The sequence below is a fragment of the Vibrio sp. 1978 genome, assembly GCF_033344345.1.
The window spans coordinates 56,152-80,496 of the sequence record NZ_JAWPOP010000013.1 but is presented as its reverse complement, the minus strand read 5'-3'; the positions used below and the strand labels follow the sequence as shown (position 1 = coordinate 80,496).

The following is a 24,345-nucleotide window of genomic DNA, read 5'->3' as shown; positions in this document are numbered from 1 at the left end:
GACAATAATTGATAACTATTCTCAATTATTTATTTGAGCGACAATTAATTTCCTCTGAAGATATTTTTTAAATCTTCAAATGACATCAATTCTTATTTCGGAAAGCCACAACGCTAAACCTATATTTATAATACCTCTATTATTCATAAGGGGTAGAAACACCTGCTCAAAAAGCGAACTAAATCACCCTATTTTTAAAAAGGTTAAAAGCCCAATACATTGACGAACAAGGACTTAACAACTACCACTTTAGGGGTATATAAATTCAAACATGACTGAGATCACTGGTGTAAATTGATCTAAAACAAGACAAGATTCGCTCACTATTTCATCTATCCAATTAAGCAATATTATTAATCGTAGATCTCCAGTTCTTATTTGGAATAGCTTCTCACAACGCTGCTAATAAAAACGAATATGGAGATAACACCGTGAGCATAAAACACTGGATGAGCGCACCTATCGCGGTTGCGACCTTATTCGCCAGCCAATTATTTTTGGTCGGCGCTCCGTTGGCGGCAGAAGAAAAAGGCCTCATCGATCCTCGAAATGACGCCTTTGAACAGAACCATCCCGACCAATACCACTCTTGGAAAGCTACATCCGAAAGCGAACACATTGAAGACGCCCTAGGTGAAGACCCAAACATGGTGATCTTATGGGCTGGCTACGGCTTCGCAAAAGACTACAACAAAGCGCGCGGTCACTTTTACGCACTTGATGATGTTCGCCAAACCTTACGTACCGGCGCACCAACTGATGAAAAATCCGGCCCTATGCCAATGGCCTGTTGGAGCTGTAAAAGCCCTGACGTTGCGCGCGTGATTGATGAACGTGGTGAAGACGGTTATTTCGAAGGTAAATGGGCACGATTGGGCTCAGAAATCGTCAACCCTATTGGTTGTTCTGACTGTCACGACACTCGCTCTGAAGAATTTAAGAAAGGCGAACCAGCACTGGCGGTAACTCGCCCTTATGTCGAACGTGCTTTTGATACTATTGGTAAAAACTTTGATGAACAATCTCGCCTAGATAAGCAAGCATCGGTCTGCGCTCAATGTCACGTTGAATACTACTTCACCGGCCCAACTAAAGCGGTTAAATTCCCATGGGATATGGGCACCACCGTTAATGACATGGAGAAATACTACGACGCGTTGAATTTCAAAGATTGGACGCATGCCGTATCTAAAGCGCCGATGCTAAAAGCGCAACATCCAGGTTTCGAAACTTGGAGAGCGGGTATTCATGGTAAAAACAAAGTGGTGTGTGTGGACTGCCACATGCCTAAAGTGACCAAAGAAGACGGTACGGTGTACACAGACCACAAAGTGGGTAACCCATTTGATCGTTTTGAAGACACCTGTGCGCAATGCCATACCCAAACTAAAGAGCAGCTACAAGGCATCGTCTCGACTCGCAAAGCGCAAGTACTGAACATGAAGCTAACCGCCGAGAAGCAAATCGTAGCGGCACACTTTGAAGCAGGAGCAGCGTGGAAAGCAGGTGCAACAGAAGCAGAGATGGAACCTATCCTACAAGATATTCGCCATGCACAATGGCGTTGGGACTACGCGATTGCTTCTCACGGTGTTCACATGCATGCTCCTGAGGTAGCACTTGAAGTACTAGGTACTGCAGTTGACCGCGCTGCTGACGCCCGTACCAAATTGGTTCGTTTACTGGCAACCAAAGGCATTACTGACCCTGTTCAAATTCCAGATATCTCGACCAAAGCGAAAGCACAACAAGCACTGGGCATGGATATGGATAAGATGAACGCAGACAAGAAACACTTCCTAGAAACAGTAGCGCCAGAGTGGGATAAAGCAGCAGCTGAACGCGAAGCCACGTATTAGTCTAACTGGCAACGGTTAACTTATAGATACAACAAGGGGCGTACTGAACGCCCCTTTTTTTTGTTTATTTGTTTCTTTGTTATCTTTATTTCTTCATCCCCGATTCTATCGAGAGACAAAATCGAACGTACTAGCGACGAGGAAGCCTCGGTCTAGGCTGAATATTTGGACGTGCTTTAGGTATCTGCACATTTGGACGAGCAACTGGACGCTGGATCTTCGTTTCCGGTAATGCTTTTCTTTGTTGAACCTTTTCTTTTACCGCTTTGTCTTGTAAAGTCGCTGGCTCAATACGTTCCGGACGATTCTCCCATTTGGTTTTAATCTCTTGCTTTTGCTCGTCAGGCAATGATTGCCAATGATCGTCGAGTTGGCGTTTCATGTTATCGATATTGGCGGACATATCGTCGTCTTTCCAATCTTCGATTTTGTCTTTGATGGATTGCTGTTGGTCTTCATCTAAACCATTCCACCACTCTTCCAGTTTCTCTTTGTATTCATCGTCGTTATCGCAACAGCCCGGATAGTAATAAATCCAGTAGTCGTCATGATCGTACCACCACGGGTCGTAGTAACCCGATGAATAATAAACCGTAGAGGAAGAGCCAGAATGATCGGAAGAGCTACAACCCGCCAGCACAGAGCCGCACAGCAAAACCAATATGCTTAGTGCTTTATTTTTCATTCGTTGCCCACCTTTCCCTCTATTGCTTGTTAAATTGTACGCTTACAACAGCTCTTTTGCTTTGTTAATAGAGTTAATGATTTGCACCCTATCTAAATTTGGATCATTAGAATCTAATAATAGTACCCAGGCATCAATCGCTTCCTGAAATCGGAATGACAGAAAATGATCATTTGCGATCAAAGACAAAGCGGCTTCATTGTGCGGTTCTATCTGCAAAGCTTGCTCCAAAAGCAAGCTAACTTCTTGCGTCATTGATTGCTGGTGAATGTAGTACAAGGTCGTCGCTTTTGCGGCAAGTTGCGTGGCACTGACTGGCTCAGTCAGTTGGATCGCGTAATCAAAACAAATCAGCGCGCCATCAAATTCCCCCTCTAGCAGGTAGCCCTGCCCGAGTTGGAACCACAATTCAGCGTTGTTCGGATCTTCACGCAACTGGTCTTGAATCTCTTTCATGATGTCACGAGCAGTCATCATTCGTGACATTTCCGCTTGTATTGGTTTAGGCGGAGTTTGATGCAGCAATAAGAAACTGGCACTCGTCACGACAAATACTAACAGGCAAAAGCCAAACCATTGAGCGGGTTTAACTTTTGATGCACTCAGTGATAAGAGTACGATAAACAGCCCCATCAGAGTGATGGCAGCGAAAAACCAAACAGACATAACACGTCCTGTAAACAAAGATAACGTCAGTGTACGCATTTCTTACTTTAAATGCGTTGATACAGATACAAAAAAGCCGAGCAACTAAGGCTCGGCTTTTCATATCAGGATAACGATGTAAGATTACTCTTCGTTACCTTCCTCTGCATCATCAGCAGCTGGAGCGTCTTGCTGCGTATTTTCGTCTGTTGACTCTAACGCTTCTGCATCTTCATCAGCAGGCAGCTCTTCATCATCAACTTCTTCAATACGTTGCAAACCAACAACTGATTCATCTTCCGCAGTACGGATAAGCGTTACACCTTGTGTGTTACGACCAACTTGGCTAACTTCACCCACACGAGTACGTACTAACGTGCCAGCGTCGGTGATCATCATCATTTCATCACCTTCAACAACCTGGATAGCACCAACTACCGGGCCATTTCGCTCAGAAACTTTGATAGAAACTACACCTTGAGTGCCACGACCTTTTGTCGGGTACTCGCTAAGTGCTGTGCGTTTACCATAACCGTTTTCTGTAACCGTTAGGATGTCGCCTTCGTGCGAAGGAACAATAAGTGATACAACTTGGTCATTTTCAGCCAGTTTCATACCACGAACACCAGAGGCGGTACGACCCATAGGACGAACACCTTTAAACTTGATCTCTGGCTGACCATTCTCATCAAGAACTGGTTTACCATTTTCATCAAGTACTGGAATCTCTTCTGCTTCTTTAAAGCGAACCACTTTACCCGCTTTAGAGAACAGCATGATTTCATTTTCGCCGTTAGTGATATCCACACCGATTAACGAATCGTCTTCACGTAGGTTCACAGCGATTAGGCCGTTTGAACGTACGTTTGCAAACTGGTTCAACGGCGTTTTCTTAACCGTACCGTCACCTGTTGCCATGAAGATGAATTTGTCTTCAGAGAATTCATCAACACGTAGAATCGCGGTAATGCGCTCACCTTCTTCGAGTGGAAGGATGTTTACGATTGGCTTACCACGCGCAGTACGGCTCGCTAGAGGCAATTGGTAAACTTTCAGGCGGTATGTTTTACCACGAGTAGAGAAACACAAGATGTTATCGTGGGTATTCGCCACTAGAAGACGCTCGATATGGTCTTCATCTTTCATCTTAGTCGCACTCTTGCCTTTACCACCACGGCGCTGTGACTCGTAGTCGCTCAGTACTTGGTACTTAACGTAACCACCGTGAGATAGAGTAACCACAACGTCTTCACGTGCGATCAGCTCTTCCATGTCAATATCATGGCTCGCAGCTGTGATTTCTGTACGACGAGCGTCACCAAAGCCGTCACGAACCGCTTCAAGTTCTTCACGGATCACTTCCATCAAACGCTCAGTGCTCGCAAGGATATGCATGAGTTCAGCGATTTCTTCTAGAAGTGTTTTGTATTCGCCTAGAATCTTCTCGTGTTCTAGACCTGTTAGTTTATGTAAACGTAGATCTAGGATAGCTTGTGCTTGTTGCTCAGTCAGGAAGTACTGACCATCACGAATACCGTATTCAGGCTCTAGCCATTCAGGGCGCGCAGCATCTGTACCAGCACGCTCTAGCATTGCTGAAACGTTGCCTAAATCCCAACCACGAGCGATAAGACCCGCTTTTGCTTCAGCCGGTGTAGGTGCCTTACGGATAAGCTCAATAATTTCATCAATGTTAGCAAGCGCTAGAGCTAAACCTTCAAGGATATGAGCACGTTCACGCGCTTTACGCAGTTCGAAAATAGTACGGCGTGTCACAACTTCACGACGGTGATCAACAAAGCACTTCAACATATCTTTTAGGTTGAATAGCTGTGGCTGGCCATTGTTTAGGGCCACCATGTTGATACCGAAAGTGGTTTGCAGCTGAGTCTGAGCGTAAAGGTTGTTTAGAACTACTTCGCCCACAGCATCGCGCTTACACTCAATAACAATGCGCATACCGTCTTTATCTGACTCGTCGCGCAGTGCACTGATACCTTCTACTTTCTTATCTTTAACTAGCTCAGCGATCTTTTCGATCAAGCGAGCTTTGTTCACCTGGTAAGGAATTTCAGTGACGATAATGGTCTCTTTACCATTCTTCTCCACTTCGATGTCCGCTTTCGAACGCATGTAGATTTTGCCGCGACCTGTTTTGTACGCGTCTACAATGCCTTTACGACCGCTGATAAGCGCCGCCGTTGGGAAATCAGGACCAGGAATGTAATCCATTAGTTCATCAATAGTGATTTCTTCATTATTGATGTATGCAAGACAGCCATCAATCACTTCGCCAAGGTTATGAGGCGGGATGTTGGTTGCCATACCTACTGCGATACCAGAAGCACCGTTAACCAATAGGTTTGGAATTTTAGTTGGAAGAACCGCTGGGATCTGCTCAGTACCGTCGTAGTTTGGTACGTAGTCTACGGTTTCTTTGTCTAGGTCAGCCAATAGTTCATGGGCAATTTTTGCCATTCGAACTTCGGTGTAACGCATTGCCGCAGCAGAGTCGCCATCGATCGAGCCAAAGTTACCTTGACCATCGACCAGCATGTAACGAAGCGAGAACGGCTGAGCCATACGTACGATTGTGTCGTACACAGCACTATCACCATGTGGGTGATATTTACCGATTACGTCGCCGACAACACGGGCTGATTTTTTATATGGTTTGTTCCAATCGTTGCCTAGTACGTTCATCGCGAATAAAACGCGGCGGTGTACTGGTTTTAGGCCATCACGCACATCTGGAAGAGCACGACCCACGATGACTGACATCGCATAGTCTAGGTATGAACCTCTAAGCTCATCTTCAATGTTTACGGGCGTGATCTCTTTAGCTAAATCGCTCATAGAGCCATTATCCCTCTATTATCTGATCGTAATTACGATACGTGTAAGGTGCAAAAATATAACACACAATTCATCACTTCGGCATCACTTTCCCTCTCCTTTTATCAGGTTGTGAGCTTGGTTATGAATCAAATGTCGAGAATTTGCACACTCATCCCATATCTTTCTGATTAGTGGTTATATTTCGGTCAATATTGAGCAAAATCGGACCCTTTACGCGGAAAAGCGAGGTAAATTCCTTTAACCACACAACGCGAAAATGCAGGTTTTAGAGTTATTATCACTGGCACCAGTTCAAGGATGAACCAAAAACAATAGTTAGCGCTTTACAAATTACAGGCACCTGTCTCGATTGCCGCGCCAGTGAACTCTGTCATTGTCCCTTAACTAAGCACATCGAGGTTGTTTGGGTGTAAAACGTTGGAGTATACTGGCGCCCTCTAAAGGACTCAGATTGAATGCAATAAAACCAATTATGACTAAAGCACAAAACGTCGACCCAAGTGAAATTAAGAAATTCGAGGACATGGCTTCTCGATGGTGGGATTTAGAAGGCGAGTTTAAGCCACTTCATCAAATTAACCCACTTCGTTTGAACTATGTACTTGAAAAAGCAAATGGCTTGTTTGGCAAGCGCGCACTTGATGTCGGCTGTGGTGGTGGCATTCTTGCTGAAAGCATGGCAAAAGAAGGCGCTATTGTGACGGGGCTTGATATGGGTAAAGAACCATTAGAAGTCGCGCGACTACATGCATTAGAAACAGGTACTCAACTGACCTACATTCAGAGCACAATAGAAGACCACGCTATAGAAAACGCAGGAACTTACGATGTCGTGACTTGTATGGAGATGCTTGAACACGTTCCAGATCCTCTCTCCGTTATCCGCTCTTGTGCTGCGCTAGTCAAACCCGGTGGTCACGTGTTTTTCTCAACTTTGAACCGAAACATTAAGTCGTACTTATTTGCTATTGTCGGTGCTGAGAAGCTTCTTAATATTGTTCCTGAAGGCACTCATGAGCACGATAAGTTTATCAAGCCAGCCGAAATGATGAAGATGATAGACCAAACTGACCTGACGGAAATGGGCATTACTGGGCTTCATTACAACCCTCTAAATGACAGCTACAAACTCGGTCGTAATGTAGATGTAAACTACATCGTTCATACTAAAAAATACTGAACGCTGTTGCGTTAAAAAATGTGTTTTGTGATTGACATTTTTTAAAGAAAATGAATCGGAAGCGGTAGCACAAAGTTGCCGCTTTTTTTGTCTTTTTATGGCTAAAATTCGTGCTCTAGATTCCATTTTGACCAAGCCATTTTTCGTAGATAAAAACGGCCAAAGATCAAGGAAAATATTTTTGCATGCGGTTATTTCTAAACCGATCTCGAAACCGTACTTTTAACCATTCAAGTCTGCCCTTTTCTCATCGGTTAGTGTTCACTTACTGATTTTTTTCATTTTGTCAGTTATCCACAAGTCATCCCCGATCTGTACCTTGATAAATCAGTGTAATAGCACTATCTTGTAACCCGCAAACAAATGAACCCCTATATGTTGTGTTTAAGCGACAATATATAGATAGACTTTGATCACAAAGCCGCCGCAAGCTTTACTCATATTGCACATAAACAAACAAAAATACGGCTTTTATCAGTTTTCTTAGGGAAATAAAGCAGAATGAACCAACAACTTACCGTCACCAAGCGTGATGGCCGTAAAGAAAGTATCGATCTGGATAAAATCCACCGCGTTATCACTTGGGCTGCAGAAGGTCTAGATAATGTTTCGGTTTCTCAAGTAGAACTTCGCGCTCACATCCAGTTTTACGACGGCATCACAACGACAGATATTCACGAGACAATCATCAAGTCTGCGGCAGACCTGATCTCTGAAGAGACTCCGGATTACCAATACCTAGCTGCTCGCCTAGCGGTATTCCATCTGCGTAAAAAAGCGTATGGCCAATACGAGCCACCAACGCTTTATGATCACGTGTCTCGCCTCGTCGATATGGGTAAGTACGATCAACATATTCTAGAAGACTACACAAAAGCAGAACTCGACGAACTTGATGCGTACCTCGACCATAAACGCGACCTAAACTTCTCATACGCGGCAGTTAAGCAGCTAGAGGGTAAGTACTTCGTACAGAACCGTGTTACGGGCCAAATTTACGAAAGTGCTCAGTTCTTATACATCCTTGTAGCAGCGTGCTTATTTGCGAAATATCCAAAAGCGACGCGTCTTGATTACATCAAACGTTTCTACGATGCGACATCGACATTTAAGATTTCTCTACCTACGCCAATTATGTCTGGCGTGCGTACCCCTACTCGCCAGTTTAGCTCATGTGTTCTGATCGAGTGTGGCGACAGTCTTGATTCTATTAACGCAACAGCAAGCTCAATTGTTCGTTACGTATCTCAGCGCGCTGGTATTGGTATCAACGCAGGTCGTATCCGTGCATTAGGCTCAGAGATTCGCGGTGGTGAAGCATTCCACACTGGTTGTATTCCGTTCTACAAGTACTTCCAAACAGCAGTAAAATGTTGTTCACAAGGTGGTGTACGTGGTGGCGCAGCTACTGTGTTCTACCCAATGTGGCACGGTGAAGCACGCTCACTCATGGTACTTAAGAACAACCGTGGTGTTGAAGAAAACCGTGTTCGTCACATGGACTACGGTGTTCAGTTAAACAAACTGATGTACCAACGTTTAGTTGAAGGCGGCAATATTACGCTATTCTCACCATCTGATGTACCTGGTCTGTACGACGCATTCTTCGAAAACCAAGAAGAGTTTGAGCGTCTATACGTGAAGTACGAGAACGATCCTTCAATCAAGAAAGAAACGGTTAAAGCGATTGAAATGTTCACTCTGCTAATGCAAGAGCGTGCATCAACGGGTCGTATCTACATCCAGAACGTGGACCATTGTAATACTCACAGCCCATTTGATTCTGAAGTCGCTCCAGTTCGTCAGTCGAACCTATGTTTAGAAATCGCACTGCCAACGAAACCATTAACTAACGTTGAAGATGACTCAGGCGAGATCGCACTGTGTACGCTTTCTGCATTCAACTTAGGTGCTATCAAGTCTCTAGATGATTTCGAAGAGCTATCCGATCTTGTTGTTCGTGCGTTAGATGCACTGCTTGATTACCAAGATTACCCTCTACCAGCGGCATACAAATCGACTATGAACCGTCGTACGCTAGGTGTTGGTGTGATTAACTTTGCTTACTACTTAGCGAAGAATGGCGTGAAATACTCTGACGGTAGCGCGAACGGCCTAACTCACCGTACGTTCGAAGCAATGCAGTACTACCTATTGAAAGCATCTGTAGCACTGGCGAAAGAGCAAGGTAAGTGTCCTTCATTCGACGAGACGAACTACGCGAAAGGCTTACTGCCGATTGATACGTATAAGAAAGATATCGATCTAATTTGTGACGAAGCGCTGCACTACGACTGGGACAGCCTACGTAAAGAAATTATGGAGTACGGCCTACGTAACTCAACACTGACTGCACTAATGCCTTCTGAGACTTCTTCTCAGATTTCAAACGCAACTAACGGTATTGAGCCACCACGTGGTTACGTTTCAGTAAAAGCTTCGAAAGACGGTATCCTGAAGCAAGTTGTACCAGAGTTCACAGAACTTAAAGACAGCTATGAACTGCTTTGGAATATCGGTTCGAACGACGGTTATCTACACCTTGTGGGTATTATGCAGAAGTTTGTTGACCAAGCTATCTCTGCTAATACTAACTACGACCCGTCACGTTACGAGACTGGCAAGGTTCCAATGAAGAAACTACTTCAAGACCTGCTAACAGCGTATAAGTTTGGTGTGAAAACGCTTTACTACCACAACACTCGTGATGGCGCGAAAGATGAACAGAAAGACGCTGTTCAACCACAAGATGACGATTGTGCTGGCGGCGGTTGTAAGATTTAATCTTCCCGTACCTAGCGAACCCGTAAAGACAGACTATCGATAACCTCCCCCTTACGGGGAGGTTTAAAAGGAATTGAGGCATTATGGCTTACAGTACTTTTAACCAAAAAAAGAATGACCAATTGAAGGAACCAATGTTCCTAGGTCAATCAGTAAACGTTGCACGTTACGACCAACAAAAGTTTGAGATTTTCGAAAAACTTATCGAGAAGCAACTTTCTTTCTTCTGGCGTCCAGAAGAAGTAGACGTATCTAGCGACCGTATCGATTACAACAAACTGCCAGATCACGAGAAGCACATCTTCATCTCTAACTTGAAGTACCAAACGCTTCTTGACTCTATTCAAGGTCGTAGCCCTAACGTGGCACTGCTGCCGCTTGTGTCTCTGCCAGAACTAGAGACTTGGATTGAGACTTGGTCTTTCTCTGAAACGATTCACTCTCGTTCTTACACACACATTATTCGTAACATCGTGAACGACCCTGCTGTGGTGTTTGATGATATTGTTGAGAACGAGCACATTCTGAAGCGTGCAAAAGACATCGCGCACTACTACGACGATTTGATTCAAGCGACGAATGATTACCATCGCTACGGTGAAGGTGAGCATGTCCTTAACGGTGAAACGGTTAAGGTTAGTCTGTACGATCTTAAGAAGAAGCTGTACATCTGTTTGATGTCTGTTAACGCATTAGAAGCTATTCGTTTTTACGTCAGTTTCGCATGTTCTTTCGCTTTCGCAGAACGCGAACTAATGGAAGGTAACGCGAAAATCATCAAGCTGATCGCTCGTGACGAAGCACTTCACTTAAACGGCACGCAGCACATGATCAACCTGCTACGTAACGGTCAAGATGACTTCACTTTCATGCAAATCGCAGAAGAGGCAAAACAGGACTGTTTTGACCTATTCAAAGAAGCGGCTGAGCAAGAAAAAGAGTGGGCAGAGTATCTATTCAAAGATGGCTCTATGATCGGTCTAAACAAAGACATCCTAAGCCAATACGTTGAATACATCACAAATATTCGTATGCAAGCGGTAGGTCTACCAGCAGCGTATCCAGAAGCAACAACCAACCCAATTCCATGGATTAACGCTTGGTTGTCTTCAGATAACGTTCAAGTTGCGCCTCAAGAAGCAGAAATCTCTTCTTACCTTGTGGGTCAAATTGACAATGAAGTTCGCGCAGATGACTTCGAAGGATTCGAGCTGTAATGGCAACACTCAAAATCAACAAACTGATCAGCATTGAATCCAACCCTTCCAATACGATTTTGGAAACAATGGAGCAAGCTGGCCTATTACCAGAATACAACTGCCGTGATGGGCACTGCGGCGCCTGTCGCTGCAAATTGGAGTCTGGTGAAGTGGAGTATGTTGGTTTTGCCATGGCTTACACACAAAGTGATGAAATATTACCTTGTATCTGTAAAGCAAAATCAGATTTGTCACTTAGCGGCGTTAACTACGCGATGAAAGAAAAGCAGCGCGCATAACGTTGACTCGACGGTATAAAATGCAAAAGCCAAGGTAATCACCTTGGCTTTTTTGTCTCTCAGACTACTGTAGAGAGCTTTGGTTATAAAGCACTGCTCGGGAGGTGCATCTCTTTAACTTTCTCTAAAAATGCATAATGCGCAAACATCGGTTTACGTTCTAGGTAGCGACGCAACAAGTCTAGTGCTGCCGTGCTGATCACTTTAACTTGATCATTGCGCTGATACTTTTTCGAGAGTTTATATAATGCTCCCCACTCGCCTGACGGTGTCGATAAAGCGACGGAAAAAACGCCCTCTTCAATATGGCCAGTGACGAGTGATAAATCCGTCCCACACTTCTCTCGCGTAGCACCAGCCAGAGCAAACGTTTCTGCTAATGGATCTCCGCTGTTGCCCATCGCCTGAGTCAGGCTCGGTAGTACCCAACCATGCCCTAGTTGCTTTTCAGCGTTTTCATCACTGTTTAGCCAGTACGTTAAGTATCCCCTGCTACTTTTTTCGGAGGTCGACACTGTTAGTCCTTTATCGACCAACAACTGGCCGACATTTTCAACCATAGGTAAGTCAATACTAACGGTATTACTCTCAAGGTGTTTATTAATTATCTGTACTAGTTTCAAACGCTGTTCAAGCTGATCTGAAGGACCAAAAAGTTTCACTTCAATAAAAGGCAAGTAAGAGCGATACCCTAGCTCATAGCCTTGAGGAAGTTTTAGCTGATCTAGCTTATCTGAAATACCGGATTCAGACAGACCAAACGCGTAGATTCGACTACAACATGAACCTTGAACATCGGGAAACACTCTTCTCAGATCGGGAAGAATTTGCGTCTCTGCCATGAGCTTAAATTCACTTGGTACACCCGGTGTGAAATAAAAAATGGCATCATTAATCAGCATTTTGAAACCGCAAGCAGTGCCTATCGGGTTGTCCAATATCTCTGCCGCTTCTGGCAGCATTGCTTGCTTTAAATTACTGTCCGGCATAGGGATGCCACGTCGAGCATACAAACTTTCTAGATGCTGCAACCACTCTTTGAATAGCACCAGTTTACAATCGGCAGCTCTCGCGGCGGCGGCAGCACTCATGTCATCCGTTGTAGGGCCTAAACCACCATTAACAATAACCACATCGTTGTTAAAGCTGAGCATTAAAAACTCTTCAACCAAACTCGATAGGCTATCACCAACCGTTGAGCGCTTTGTTAAGCCAAATCCATGTTGATAAAACAGGCTAGACAACCATGCCGCATTAGTATCAACAATATCACCGTGGAGGACTTCCTCACCAGTACTAAGCATTGCTATTTTCACAACTGACTCCTGAACGTAAGCACAATCCTATTTTCGTTATAGCGCTTATTTTTCTTTTTATTTGGACAAATCTCGCCGAGGTTTGTTGGGACTAAATAAGGGTCAAGTGTTTAAATGATTGATGTTTTGAGGGATAATTACGAGCCCGAACATACACCATTAACTCGGAGACCTTTGTGTCAAAATCATCCATGTTCAAGACGACTCTAACAGGCCTTTGCTTGGCTTCGTCAGCGCTTGCGCAAGCAAGTCACTATGACCTAAGCCGTCATACAGAGTTTTCTTACACACCTGATTGCTTGTCAGGTTACTGCGAAACGACGACTCTGTACACCTTCGAGGCTCAAAATCGCGGTGTTATGTATGAACAGAATAATGATGATTCGCTAAACCTTGACGCAGGGCTTCAGCCTAAACATCTCATCATCCCTCAAGATAAAGACTGGGATTATCTGATGGGTCAAACCTACACCATTCTAGGTCTCAGTATCGCGACCGTAGGCATGATGACTTTTCTTCCAGAAAGTATCACCAAATGGGACGAAGAAGACCGAGACATGAGTAAGTTGGGGCAAAAGTGGAAAGATAATGTCTCTGACGGCCCCGTTTGGGATCGCGATGAACATGTCCTCAACTACATCATGCACCCATATTTTGGCGGCGTTTACTACACGGCAGCACGTCACGCTGGCTATAATGAATTTCAGTCGTTTTTGTACTCCGCAACTATGTCGACGTTCTTTTGGGAGTATGGCGTGGAGGCGTTCGCAGAAGTACCATCTTGGCAGGATATTTTTATCACACCATTCTTTGGTGCTGTTGTTGGTGAAATGATGTTAACGGCTGAGCAAGACATTATTGCAAACGGCGGCGAAGTTATGGGTTCTGAAACCGCAGGTGATGTTTCGCTCTTCTTCTTAAACCCTGTTGGACATATTCATTATTGGGTAACTGATGCATGGGGCGGTAGTGCAGAACTACAATTCAATTCATCACCTTGGTTTGGAAACCAAGATGTTGCAAAATTCGCCATGGACGCAGGCGCAAACTACGACAGTCAATTTTATGGTATCGAGTTAAAAGTAACCTTCTAATCCTAAGTTGATACTCGGTAAAAAGCAGCCTTACGATGGCTGTTTTTTTGTGCTCTGAACATTGTTTTAATTATTTGCATCACGAATTAGTGTTAAAAATTGACTTTCATCAAACATTACCCGCCCTTAGCACCTACACTAAATAAAAGGATTTATTCCAATAACTTAAGTAGCACGTTTATTCGTACTGCGTCCAAACCTTGATTCCAAGAGGGGACATTATGAACACCGTATTTATTGTTAATTTTGTCGGACAAGCGTCACCCGCCACGATTAAAGAGCTCGCTGCAATCACACACGAAAACGGCGGGAAATGGCTGATCAGCAAAGTAAACTTTATCGAAGACCAAGTTGCAGGTGTCATCAAAGTAGAGCTTCCAAGAGAAAATGCCGACATCGTTAAACAGGCGTTCTCTTCTTGTCAGACTCTTGTTGTTAGGTTCGTCGACTCTGAGCCTCACTCATATCGTGAAGACACTATCTTCCAACTTCGTTTAGATGCCAACGATAGAGCGGGTATTGTGAATGAAATTACTCACGTTCTCGATAATCAAGGTATCTCAATTTTAGATATGGATTGTCAGCGTGTATTCATTGCTGGAGGCGGAGGGGTAAGCTCTAGCTTATTCAGCGCTAAAATGGCGATAAAACTACCTAGCGAGCTAGAAATTGAAGACATAGCCAATGAGTTAGAATCTCTGAGTGAAGACACTCGTGTAATTGTAGAAAGCTAACTGCATACCTTTAACGCTTCCCCAATAAAAAGAGCAGCAATTCAGCTGCTCTTTGTCGTTCTAATACTCAATACGTTTTATTTCACTGACCACTGAGACAGTGAACGTTTGAAATCAGAGTAGTCAAATTCATTCAGTTTTTGAATGTCACCATTCGAGCGTTCACAGTAAACCGACGGCATACGTAGACCGTTAAACCAGTTCAGTTTCACCATGGTGTAACCGGCACTATCTAGAATATGCAGACGCTGTCCTATCTCTAGAGGCTGTTCGAAGTTCGCTACGCAGAACTGGTCACCAGCCAAACAAGAACACGAGCCGATCACATACTCATGTTCACCATTTTCAGATGCTTCAAGAATTGACGCTGGCTCATTGTAGATCAACGTATCTAAGCGGTGAGCTTCTGTGGCTGAATCGACAATCGCCGTCTTCTTTACGTTCTCTACAATATCAACCACTGTTACAACGAGATCAGTTGTCTTAGTAATTATCGCTTCACCCGGCTCTAAATACATTTGTACGCCGTGTTTCTCTGAGAACGCTTTAAGTGCTAACCCCAACTTCTCGATATCGTACCCCGGCCATGTGAAGAACACGCCGCCGCCCATGCTTACCCAGTCCAGCTTATCTAGGTACTCGCCAAACTGAGCTGAAATAGCATCGAGTAAGCCGATAAACGCATCTACGTCTTTGTTCTCACAGTTCATGTGGAACATTACGCCATCAATACCATCAAAAATTTCCGGTTTGATGTGATCAGCCTGAACACCAAGACGAGAGAATTGACGCGCTGGGTTTGCTAAGTCTTGCCCTGCATAGCTCACACCTGGGTTCAAGCGCAAGCCAATCGATGCTTTACCTTCGACAATATGACGATAAGCCGCTAGCTGTGACTGAGAGTTAAAGATCATCTTGTCACAGATGTCCGCCACATCGCGAACGTCATCTTCGCTGTAACCCACACTGTATGCGTGTGTCTCACCACCGAACGTTTCGTAGCCAAGCTTCACTTCAAACGGGCCAGAACTTGTTGTTCCGTCTAGGTAAGGCTTGATGATGTCGAATACACCCCATGTTGAGAAGCACTTCAGTGCTAATACAAGCTTCACACCAGAGATGTCTTTTAGCTGTTTTGCTTTCTCTAGGTTCTCAATCAGCTTGTCTTCATTGATCATGAAGTATGGCGTTTTTAGTTCGTTTTGTTGCATTTTGATACCTTACGTCCCTTCGCCTTAGCAAAGACACTATAAAATCGAACAAAGCCGACGCAAGTGCATCGGCTTAAACGTACAAATAAGAGTCGCTAAATTCTTACTTCAATTTATGGATAACAGGTTGTCCTGGCTCCAGTTCTTGGACATGCCAATCTAGACCAATAGATGGCATGGTTTCTAGGAATGGGTCTGGATCTAGTTGTTCCATGTTGAACACGCCTTTGTCTGCCCACTTGCCACGGAAGAACTGCAAAGCCGCAGTGATCGCTGGTACGCCAGTGGTATATGAGATAGCTTGGTGTTCAACATCTTCGTATGCGACTTCGTGATCAGCGTTGTTGTAAATAAATACACTGCGCTCTTTACCATCTTTCTTACCTTGAACCCAAGTACCGATACACGTTAGGCCAGTGTAGCCTGGCGCGAGTGATGTTGGATCTGGTAGTAGTGCTTTTAGCACGTGCAAAGGTTGAACAACCGTACCGTCATGAAGCGTTAGTGGATCTGGGCTGAGTAGACCGATGTCGCGCATCACATTGAAGTAGTTTAGGTAACGGTCACCAAAGCCCATCCAGAATTCGATGCGTTTCGCAGGGATGAACTCTTGCATAGATCGAACTTCGTCGTGCGCCATTGAGTACACTTTGTGTGAACCACAATTCGGGAATTCAAACTCAAGCATACGTGAGTGACAAGGTACTTGTTTCCACTCGCCGTTTTCCCAGTAGAACGAATCGCCTTGAATCTCAAGCATGTTCGTTTCTGGATCAAAGTTAGTTGCGAACTTCTTACCGTGGTCGCCTGCGTTTACATCCATTACGTCGATAGTATCGATTTCATCGAACAGATGTTTCACTGCGTATGCGGCAAACACCGATACTACGCCCGGATCGAAACCAGCACCAAGAATACCTGTAATGCCCGCTTCTTCAAACTTCTCACGGTAACCCCACTGCCAATCGTAAGCTTGAGGTACTTGTTGGCCTTCAGAGCACAAATCAACCGCAACAGATGTATCAAGGTATGACACTTTAGCTTGGTAACATGCTTCCATAATAGACATGTTCACCCAAGGAGGACCTGCGTTGATCACTAAGTCAGGTTGTACTTCTTTAATTAAAGCAACTAAAGAATCTACGTCGTCCGCGTTTACCGCTCGCGCTTCTAATTTCTTAGTTGAATCTTTCAGATTGTTTTTCTTCTGAATCGATTCGATGATTTTCTCACACTTACCTACGGTACGTGATGCGATTGTGATATCACCCAGAACGTCGTTGTTTTGTGCTGCTTTATGTGCAACTACCCAGCCAACGCCACCTGCACCAATCTGTAGAATTGCCATAGTTTTCCGTTACCTTTGTTAAACTAGCTCTGCCGCTAGCGTATTGATTTTTGAGAGCAAAGATTCAAAGTCCGCCGTCGTCAGACACGGGTTCAAAATCGTAAATTTCAATGCAGTTTTATCGTCGACAATGGTTTCACCCAATACCGCAATACCGCGTGTTAACGCTTCTAAGCGCAACGTTTTGTTCAGTTCATCAAGATCCGCTGATTCATGTGTCGCTCGGAACAGAACCGTAGATAGTGATGGTTCAGCCAACAACTCAAAGTGTTTGTTATCTCGAATCATGTCCGCCACTTCAAGCGTCTGTTCAAGCAAATGATCATACATATCGCCTAGGGCTTTTGGCCCTACGCTTTGCATCGTCATAAACACTTTGAGCGCATCAAAACGCTTAGTTGTCGCAATAGACTTATCCACCAAGTTCGGTAGTTCGTCGTGTTCGCGGTTCAAATAGTCTGCATGGTGAAGCAGGAATTTAAAGTTAGACTTGTCATTTACCAATAGCGCACCACAACTGATGGTTTGGTAAAACAGCTTATGGAAGTCTACGCTGATGGAATGTGCACGCTCACAACCTTTCAGACGCGCTTTTTGGCTACTTAGAATCAGAGCTCCACCGTATGCACCGTCGACGTGCATCCACATGTCATGTTTCGCTGCGATATCGGCGATAAAGTCTAAGTCATCAATAGCACCGTGATCCGTTGTACCCGCTGTGCCAACAATGGCAAATGGGATTAAACCTTCTGCTTTGGCCTGATTGAGAACTTCGTCTAACTTAGTGACATCCATCGTTCCATCGGCATTAGCATCGACGGTCATGACCGCTTTTTCACCCAATCCCATCCAAGACGCTGATTTTTGAACCGTGAAGTGGGATTTTTTCGAACATACAATACGTAGCTTGTCTGCGTATTCAGGAAGGCCAAGCTTTTGAATTGAGTGTGCACTGAGTTTGTCAGCAATCCAATCTCGCGCAAGCATCAAACCCATTTGGTTACTTTGCGTGCCGCCGCTCGTGAAGATACCGTCCGCTTTTGCACCTAACTCATATTTATCGCATAGCCAGTTCACAACTTTCTGTTCAACATAAGTCGCTGATGAAGCTTGATCCCATGAGTCCATCGACTGGTTCAAAGCCGCAATCATTGCCTCTGCCGCGATCGCTGGCATCAAAGGTGGAGTATGTAGGTGAGCAATACAATCTGGATGTTGAGTAAAAATTGCGTTTTTCGCGACCAGCTCAGCAGCATCGTCGATAACGGATTTAAGAGGCGCATTTCCATTATCAAGATCAACGTCGTGAATCGCTGCTTCCAATGCTTTTGGATCCATACCTGAATACGGTGCAGTCACTTGTTCAAACACTGACTTCATTGCCGTAGTAGTGTGATTCATCACCGAAGCAAATTCATTGCTGCCCATCTCTCCAGTGTGGATGAAATGCTCCTTCCATTCATCTTGTGGCTGAGTTTCGATGTGACTACCGCCAGCGGCTAAAATCGCGTCTTCAAATACACGTAAAGCAAAGTCGATTTGCTCAAACGAGATGATAAGAGGAGGAAGGAAACGAATTACTGCGCCTTCGCGTCCACCTTTTTCAACGATCAAGCCACGCTCGAGTGCTGCGCGTTGAATAGAAAGTGTGAGTTCACTATCCGCTTGAGGTTCACCAAATTTATTGAGCTCACCGTCTGGATTTTTAATCTCCACGCCTAGCATCAAACCTTTGCCACGAACCTCTGCGATACAGTTTACACGCTTTTGAATACTCTCAAGGCCGTAACGCAGGTACTGACCCGCAATATTGGCATGCTCAACAAGGTTATCACGCTGGATAATTTCTAATGCTTTCGCACCAGAGACCATAGCTAGCTGGTTACCACGAAATGTACCTGTGTGCTCGCCCGGCTTCCATGTATCATGTTGCTTGTTGATAACCAATAGCGACATTGGTAAGCCACCACCAATTGCTTTTGATAAACACAGAATATCTGGAACAATGCCCGACTCTTCGAACGCGAAATTGTAGCCAGTTTTACCAATACCACACTGGATCTCATCGAAGATCAGTAAGATACCGTGTTCATCACAAATACGACGTAACTCTCGTAGCCAGAATGCTGGCGCAGGAACAACACCACCCTCACCTTGCACTGGCTCCACGATAATCGCGGCAGGCTTCATAATGCCTGACTCATCATCGTTTAAAAGACGATCGATATAGCGAATACTTGCTTTTGCACCTTCATCACCGCCAAGCCCAAAAGGACAACGCAGGTTGTATGGGAAAGGCATAAAGTGCACATCCGACATCAAACCAGTTCGACGAGCTTTGGTGCCTAAGTTACCCATCATCCCCATCGTACCATTAGTCATACCATGGTATGCGCCACGGAAGGCAAACATAGTGTTGCGACCGGTAGTCTGTTTCGCGAGCTTGATAGCAGCTTCAACCGCATCAGCTCCAGACGGGCCACAAAATTGGATAACGCTGTTCTCGCTTAACTCTTGAGGAAGAAAAGACTTAACAGATTGAATAAACGTCGTTTTTGCTGATGTTGCAATATCTAGCGTCTGATATGGCAGTCCTGAATCTAATTGCTCTTTCAGAGCTTGGTTTATTTCAGGATGGTTATACCCCAAAGCTAGAGTGCCTGCCCCCGCAAGGCAGTCTAGAAAGATCTGTCCACGCGTATCTTCAACCAAGCACCCAAAGGCTTGTTTAATTGCGATCGGCAAACGACGTGGATAAGAACGTACTTCAGATTCATGCTCAGCCTGATCAATCAATACTTGATCTGGCGTTAAGTCATACGTTCCCTCAACGATAGGAACCTGAGACGAAAAAATGTTTGCGATATTGCTATCGACTTCAAAGGCAGTGCTCATACTACATAATCCCTTGAATTATAATAATTCTGTATCCTGTATTAATAATCATTAGAATGAAATTACAGGAGGTGTGAATACCCCTCCGCATTTGTCAGTGCATAAATGACAAATACAGATCATCCGCCACGATACTCGCGACTTTATATGTAAAAGGGATTAATCAAGGTTCTGTAATGCACCCGTTTTGTAAAACAGGACATTTCGGCAGTATGAAGCTGATTAGTGTGTGTTTATTCAAAGGTTTCAATGTTGGGTTTCCCATTAATATGCCGCGTTTACAGCATTAGTATCCCGTCTATCGACAAAAGGCTTTGCCGATACCTACCCTACGCAGTGTCACAATCAGCTTGAATGGTCACTACGCGTATCCCCCAGAGATCAAACGTTGTTAATTACGCTCCGAGATTGCGCGCGAATTTATCACAAAATAAAATCTTCTGGCAACGATTTTTCATATTAGTAACAGTGATGTAAATCACAACAAAACATACCCCATCGTAACTCGCATGTTCATATTCATGAGCTATGCTTTTCTGCTTCTCTCAAACAGCTGTTATTTAAACAAATATTCTTGAGATATCATCACCTCATCCAACAGAGGTTTAAGGTTGTGCTGCTTAATCGTAAAACATTCCTTTCAATATCCGGAACATTTAAAAAGATAGCATTCTCGTCACAGCTTTGCCTGGAGTAAGAGTGGTTATTCTCCACAAGTGATGGTTTAAACATAGACTAGTAGGAATGGCTAAGATGCTTTGCAATGGCAGAATGAACAATCACTTGAGTCAATTAGACAAAGGGTTCGTTACTTAACGAAGTCTGTGACAGAAAAGAAGTTTGAGATTTTCAAAAAATACGAAAAAGGCCTAACATTTTCATGTTAGGCCTTAAATCTGGAGCGACACACGAGGTTCGAACTCGTGACCTCAACCTTGGCAAGGTTGCGCTCTACCAACTGAGCTAGTGTCGCATTTAATATGAGATGGTGCCCCGGGCCGGACTTGAACCGGCACAACGCGAACGTCGAGGGATTTTAAATCCCTTGTGTCTACCAATTCCACCACCAGGGCACACAAATATTCTTTGTGATGCCTTTACAGAAAAGTAAAACACCATCTGATACCGCTAAATGCCATATCAATAAAATTTGGAGCGACACACGAGGTTCGAACTCGTGACCTCAACCTTGGCAAGGTTGCGCTCTACCAACTGAGCTAGTGTCGCATTTTTCTCGAAAGCCATTCGCTCTCAAAAGAATAATGGAGGCGCCTCCCGGAGTCGAACCGAGGTCCACGGATTTGCAATCCGCTGCATAGCCACTCTGCCAAGGCGCCTCATTTGTGAATAAAGCTAAGCTTTTTCACAACCCTTTTGAGCCGTGCTCTCTTGGGTACGGGATGCATTCTACGGATTCGAGCGATCGAGTCAACACTATTTTTATTTTTTTAAATCGTTTGACTAGAATTTGTGCGAAAGACGATGGATTGCTTAGTTTTAATACTAAAAATCGCTTAAATACACTTGTTTATCATAAAACTTTGGCTACGCCTTACACTGCTGGCCGTGCGTTGCGTGCATTGAAGTATTAATAATCAGAAGACTCGCCTCTCTAAGACTCTCCAAGGACAAAAACAAGACTTAGATCACAAATAGAACTCTATCGAAGCAAAAGCCCCAGATACAAATTGCAAACATGGCCGTTAGCAAGCATTGAAAAGCGAGAGAAGCCAAAAAATGCTGTAGATTGTCTTAGATACAAAAAAGCAGGCTATTAAGCCTGCTTTCTAACATCAGAATTTAATGGTGCTCTTCATTCAACAGATCGTCTTTCGCAGCAGCCAAATATTGAATCATTGACCAATATGTCAAGAAAGTTGCCACATACAAGGCCGCAAAGCCTAGCCAAACCATCCATTCATCGTAACGCCATATCAACACCCATAAGGCGAACATTTGCGAAACAGTTTTTACTTTGCCAACCCAAGATACCGCAACACTCGCTCGCTTACCGATTTCAGCCATCCATTCTCGCAATGCTGAGATAATGATTTCTCGCGCAATCATCGTTACCGCAGGAATGGTCACCCAAATTGAATGATAATGTTCCGTGATTAGAATCAATGCCGTTGCCACTAGCACTTTATCAGCGACAGGATCAATAAACGCGCCAAAACGAGAAGTTTGGTCAAGTTTACGGGCCAACATGCCGTCAAGCCAGTCAGTAAAACCCGCTACCCAAAACACCATTGCTGCTGCAAACGGTGCCCATGAATAAGGTAGATAAAAGACAACCACAAAAACAGGGATTAGGAACAGTCTAAGAAGAGACAGAATGTTCGGGATATTCAAACGCATTTTATTATTCTCTTACACATTGCGGCTTAATGTTGCGCGATTTTCCTTATTGTTTCAATGCTTGGAAAATAATTTCTGCTAAAGAGTGACTTATTCCCGGTACTTTGGCGATTTCTTCGACACTTGCACGTTTAAGTTCTTGTAACCCACCCATGTACTTGAGTAACGCCTGACGTCGTTTAGGGCCGATTCCCTCAATCCCTTCGAGTGCACTCGTACGTCTGGTTTTACCTCGCTTAGCACGGTGCCCCGCTATAGCATGGTTATGACTTTCATCACGAATATGTTGGATAAGATGCAGCGCAGGAGCATCGCTTGGTAAATGAAACTCGTCCCCATCGACTGTAATCAGCGTTTCTAAACCTGGTTTGCGAGTAACGCCTTTTGCAATACCTATCATGATAGGACGCTTTGGCCAATCCCCCCAGTACTGCGAAATGATGTCATGCGCACGATTTAACTGACCTTTACCGCCATCGATAAAGATGATGTCGGGAATTTTCTCTACGTCCAATTGCTTCGAATAACGGCGCTCCAACGCTTGTCCCATTGCTGCGTAATCATCACCACCGGTAATCCCAGTAATGTTGTAGCGACGATACTCTTGCTTTACGGGGCCTTCGTTGTTGAACACAACACATGACGCAATCGTGCTTTCCCCCATCGTATGAGAGATATCAAAACATTCCATTCGAGCTATAGACTCCAAATTCAATGTTTCGCGAAGCGCATGAAAACGTTGATTAATCGTCATTTTGTGATTGATTTTGGTGGTAATCGCCGTTAGTGCATTCGTGTTCGAAAGCTTGAGATACCTTGCTCGAGAGCCAGTTGGCGACGTATGAAAATGAACCTTACGGCCTGCCACTTCACTTAACGCTTTCTGTATTGGCGCAATATCTTCTGCCAACTCTTGATTCAAAATAATACGAGAAGGAATTGTACGTGCTTCGTTATGGCTCAAATAGTATTGAGTCAGAAAACTATCGAACACTTCCTGCTGGCTTGTATTTTGTGGGATTTTCGGAAAATGGCTACGGCTACCAAGCACTTTGCCTTGACGTATCATCAGGATATGGATACACGCGATACCATTCTCCTGAGCAAACCCGAGTACATCCATATCATCCATGCTGTCTTCTGAGACGTACTGCTGCTCTTGAACACGCCTAATCGCTTGGATTTGATCGCGAAATTTAGCGGCATCTTCAAAGCGCAATTGCTGACTGGCAACTTCCATTTTCTCGATCAGTTGTTTGAGTACTTGCTGATCTTTGCCTTGCAAAAACATGCGCACAAAGCCAACCAACTCTGCATATTCTTCATCAGAAATGATGGTATTAACGCATGGTCCTGCACAACGACCAATTTGGTACATCAAACATGGGCGCGTTCGGTTGGAATAGACAGTGTCTTCACACTGGCGCACAGGAAATATCTTTTGCAGCAAATGCAATGTTTCTCTTACTGCACCAGAATCTGGGTAGGGGCCAAAATATTCACCTTTGCGCTTCTTGGCGCCACGGTGGATAGAAAGCCGTGGGTGCTTATGACCGCTAATAAAGATATAAGGGTAAGACTTATCATCTCGCAGCAACACATTGTATTTCGGCAAATACTGCTTGATGTAGTTATGCTCTAAGATCAGCGCTTCTGTCTCAGTGTGAGTCACCGTGACGTCTATTTTGGCGATATTACTGACAAGCGCGCGAGTTTTCTCACTGTCTACTTTTTTCCGAAAGTAGCTTGAAAGGCGCTTTTTAAGGTCTTTGGCTTTACCTACGTAGATTACAACAGCTTCGGCGTTGTACATTCTGTAAACGCCGGGCTGATGAGTTACTGTCTTGAGAAAGGAAGCCGAATCGAAAGGAGGATTCAC

The 24,345-nt window shown here is 44.4% G+C and carries 16 protein-coding genes and 4 tRNA genes; 7 read left to right on the top strand and 13 right to left on the bottom strand.

What is annotated here, in order from left to right; translation table 11 throughout:
* Nucleotides 1-431 precede the first annotated feature (431 nt).
* Entirely contained in the window at nt 432-1,859 is a 1,428-nt protein-coding gene (gene nrfA, locus R8N49_RS14165; protein WP_258489720.1) for an ammonia-forming nitrite reductase cytochrome c552 subunit, read from the top strand.
* A gap of 130 nt (nt 1,860-1,989) precedes the next feature.
* On the opposite strand, the gene R8N49_RS14160 is transcribed toward nrfA, so the two are convergent.
* The 3 genes from R8N49_RS14160 to gyrA all read right to left on the bottom strand — a co-directional run bounded on the left by R8N49_RS14160 (nt 1,990) and on the right by gyrA (nt 6,045).
* The gene (locus R8N49_RS14160) at nt 1,990-2,544 is read right to left on the bottom strand and encodes a hypothetical protein (RefSeq protein ID WP_132936793.1); all 555 of its coding nucleotides are present in this window, start codon (nt 2,542-2,544) and stop codon (nt 1,990-1,992) included.
* Nucleotides 2,545-2,586: 42 nt separating this feature from the next.
* On the bottom strand, nt 2,587-3,210 hold the full coding sequence (locus R8N49_RS14155; protein ID WP_165935359.1) for a tetratricopeptide repeat protein: 624 nt from the start codon (nt 3,208-3,210) through the stop codon (nt 2,587-2,589).
* Nucleotides 3,211-3,333: 123 nt separating this feature from the next.
* The gene (gene gyrA / locus R8N49_RS14150; RefSeq protein WP_017636128.1) at nt 3,334-6,045 is read right to left on the bottom strand and encodes a DNA topoisomerase (ATP-hydrolyzing) subunit A; all 2,712 of its coding nucleotides are present in this window, start codon (nt 6,043-6,045) and stop codon (nt 3,334-3,336) included.
* Nucleotides 6,046-6,520: 475 nt separating this feature from the next.
* Between gyrA and ubiG the strand changes: the two genes are divergently transcribed.
* From ubiG to yfaE, 4 genes are all read left to right on the top strand, one after another.
* On the top strand, nt 6,521-7,228 hold the full coding sequence (gene ubiG / locus R8N49_RS14145; RefSeq protein WP_132936795.1) for a bifunctional 2-polyprenyl-6-hydroxyphenol methylase/3-demethylubiquinol 3-O-methyltransferase UbiG: 708 nt from the start codon (nt 6,521-6,523) through the stop codon (nt 7,226-7,228).
* Nucleotides 7,229-7,729: 501 nt separating this feature from the next.
* Nucleotides 7,730-10,012 (top strand): class 1a ribonucleoside-diphosphate reductase subunit alpha, encoded by a 2,283-nt coding sequence (nrdA, locus tag R8N49_RS14140; RefSeq protein WP_132936796.1) that lies wholly within the window; start codon nt 7,730-7,732, stop codon nt 10,010-10,012.
* An 83-nt stretch (nt 10,013-10,095) separates the two neighbouring features.
* Entirely contained in the window at nt 10,096-11,229 is a 1,134-nt protein-coding gene (nrdB, locus tag R8N49_RS14135) for a class Ia ribonucleoside-diphosphate reductase subunit beta (RefSeq protein ID WP_005376818.1), read from the top strand.
* Nucleotides 11,229-11,510: a class I ribonucleotide reductase maintenance protein YfaE gene (gene yfaE, locus R8N49_RS14130; protein WP_005376817.1), complete on the top strand. Its 282-nt coding sequence runs from the start codon at nt 11,229-11,231 to the stop codon at nt 11,508-11,510. Before nrdB ends, yfaE begins: the two co-directional genes overlap by 1 nt.
* An 83-nt stretch (nt 11,511-11,593) precedes the next feature.
* Here the strand turns inward: yfaE and R8N49_RS14125 are convergent, their stop codons facing one another.
* On the bottom strand, nt 11,594-12,826 hold the full coding sequence (locus tag R8N49_RS14125) for a CinA family nicotinamide mononucleotide deamidase-related protein (RefSeq protein WP_186584861.1): 1,233 nt from the start codon (nt 12,824-12,826) through the stop codon (nt 11,594-11,596).
* Between the two features lie 191 nt (nt 12,827-13,017).
* Between R8N49_RS14125 and R8N49_RS14120 the strand changes: the two genes are divergently transcribed.
* Nucleotides 13,018-13,920: a DUF3943 domain-containing protein gene (locus R8N49_RS14120; RefSeq protein WP_186585025.1), complete on the top strand. Its 903-nt coding sequence runs from the start codon at nt 13,018-13,020 to the stop codon at nt 13,918-13,920.
* Between the two features lie 221 nt (nt 13,921-14,141).
* Nucleotides 14,142-14,654 carry a glycine cleavage system protein R gene (locus R8N49_RS14115; protein ID WP_005376814.1) on the top strand — a complete coding sequence of 171 codons (513 nt, stop codon included), beginning with the start codon at nt 14,142-14,144 and terminating at the stop codon, nt 14,652-14,654.
* 77 nt (nt 14,655-14,731) lie between these two features.
* Here the strand turns inward: R8N49_RS14115 and nspC are convergent, their stop codons facing one another.
* From nspC to uvrC, 9 genes are all read right to left on the bottom strand, one after another.
* Entirely contained in the window at nt 14,732-15,865 is a 1,134-nt protein-coding gene (gene nspC / locus R8N49_RS14110; RefSeq protein WP_005386789.1) for a carboxynorspermidine decarboxylase, read from the bottom strand.
* A gap of 103 nt (nt 15,866-15,968) precedes the next feature.
* Complete coding sequence (locus R8N49_RS14105; RefSeq protein WP_012841628.1) at nt 15,969-17,213, bottom strand: carboxynorspermidine synthase; 1,245 nt, start codon at nt 17,211-17,213, stop codon at nt 15,969-15,971.
* An 18-nt stretch (nt 17,214-17,231) separates the two neighbouring features.
* The gene (locus R8N49_RS14100) at nt 17,232-20,108 is read right to left on the bottom strand and encodes a pyridoxal phosphate-dependent class III aminotransferase (RefSeq protein WP_186584860.1); all 2,877 of its coding nucleotides are present in this window, start codon (nt 20,106-20,108) and stop codon (nt 17,232-17,234) included.
* Between the two features lie 897 nt (nt 20,109-21,005).
* Nucleotides 21,006-21,081 (bottom strand) — tRNA-Gly (locus R8N49_RS14095).
* Between the two features lie 13 nt (nt 21,082-21,094).
* A tRNA-Leu gene (locus R8N49_RS14090) sits at nt 21,095-21,181 on the bottom strand.
* A 78-nt stretch (nt 21,182-21,259) separates the two neighbouring features.
* Nucleotides 21,260-21,335: transfer RNA gene (locus tag R8N49_RS14085), tRNA-Gly, on the bottom strand.
* 36 nt (nt 21,336-21,371) lie between these two features.
* Nucleotides 21,372-21,445 (bottom strand) — tRNA-Cys (locus tag R8N49_RS14080).
* A 463-nt stretch (nt 21,446-21,908) separates the two neighbouring features.
* Entirely contained in the window at nt 21,909-22,466 is a 558-nt protein-coding gene (pgsA, locus tag R8N49_RS14075) for a CDP-diacylglycerol--glycerol-3-phosphate 3-phosphatidyltransferase (RefSeq protein WP_186584859.1), read from the bottom strand.
* A gap of 46 nt (nt 22,467-22,512) precedes the next feature.
* Complete coding sequence (gene uvrC / locus R8N49_RS14070) at nt 22,513-24,345, bottom strand: excinuclease ABC subunit UvrC (protein WP_017820475.1); 1,833 nt, start codon at nt 24,343-24,345, stop codon at nt 22,513-22,515.

Coding starts and splice junctions, on each gene's coding strand:
- R8N49_RS14160 (WP_132936793.1), bottom strand. CDS start 2,544: ATGAAAAATAAAGCACTAAGCATATTGGTTTTGCTGTGCGGCTCTGTG.
- R8N49_RS14155 (WP_165935359.1), bottom strand. CDS start 3,210: ATGTCTGTTTGGTTTTTCGCTGCCATCACTCTGATGGGGCTGTTTATC.
- gyrA (WP_017636128.1), bottom strand. CDS start 6,045: ATGAGCGATTTAGCTAAAGAGATCACGCCCGTAAACATTGAAGATGAG.
- ubiG (WP_132936795.1), top strand. CDS start 6,521: ATGACTAAAGCACAAAACGTCGACCCAAGTGAAATTAAGAAATTCGAG.
- nrdA (WP_132936796.1), top strand. CDS start 7,730: ATGAACCAACAACTTACCGTCACCAAGCGTGATGGCCGTAAAGAAAGT.
- nrdB (WP_005376818.1), top strand. CDS start 10,096: ATGGCTTACAGTACTTTTAACCAAAAAAAGAATGACCAATTGAAGGAA.
- yfaE (WP_005376817.1), top strand. CDS start 11,229: ATGGCAACACTCAAAATCAACAAACTGATCAGCATTGAATCCAACCCT.
- R8N49_RS14120 (WP_186585025.1), top strand. CDS start 13,018: ATGTTCAAGACGACTCTAACAGGCCTTTGCTTGGCTTCGTCAGCGCTT.
- R8N49_RS14115 (WP_005376814.1), top strand. CDS start 14,142: ATGAACACCGTATTTATTGTTAATTTTGTCGGACAAGCGTCACCCGCC.
- nspC (WP_005386789.1), bottom strand. CDS start 15,865: ATGCAACAAAACGAACTAAAAACGCCATACTTCATGATCAATGAAGAC.
- R8N49_RS14105 (WP_012841628.1), bottom strand. CDS start 17,213: ATGGCAATTCTACAGATTGGTGCAGGTGGCGTTGGCTGGGTAGTTGCA.
- R8N49_RS14100 (WP_186584860.1), bottom strand. CDS start 20,108: ATGAGCACTGCCTTTGAAGTCGATAGCAATATCGCAAACATTTTTTCG.
- pgsA (WP_186584859.1), bottom strand. CDS start 22,466: ATGCGTTTGAATATCCCGAACATTCTGTCTCTTCTTAGACTGTTCCTA.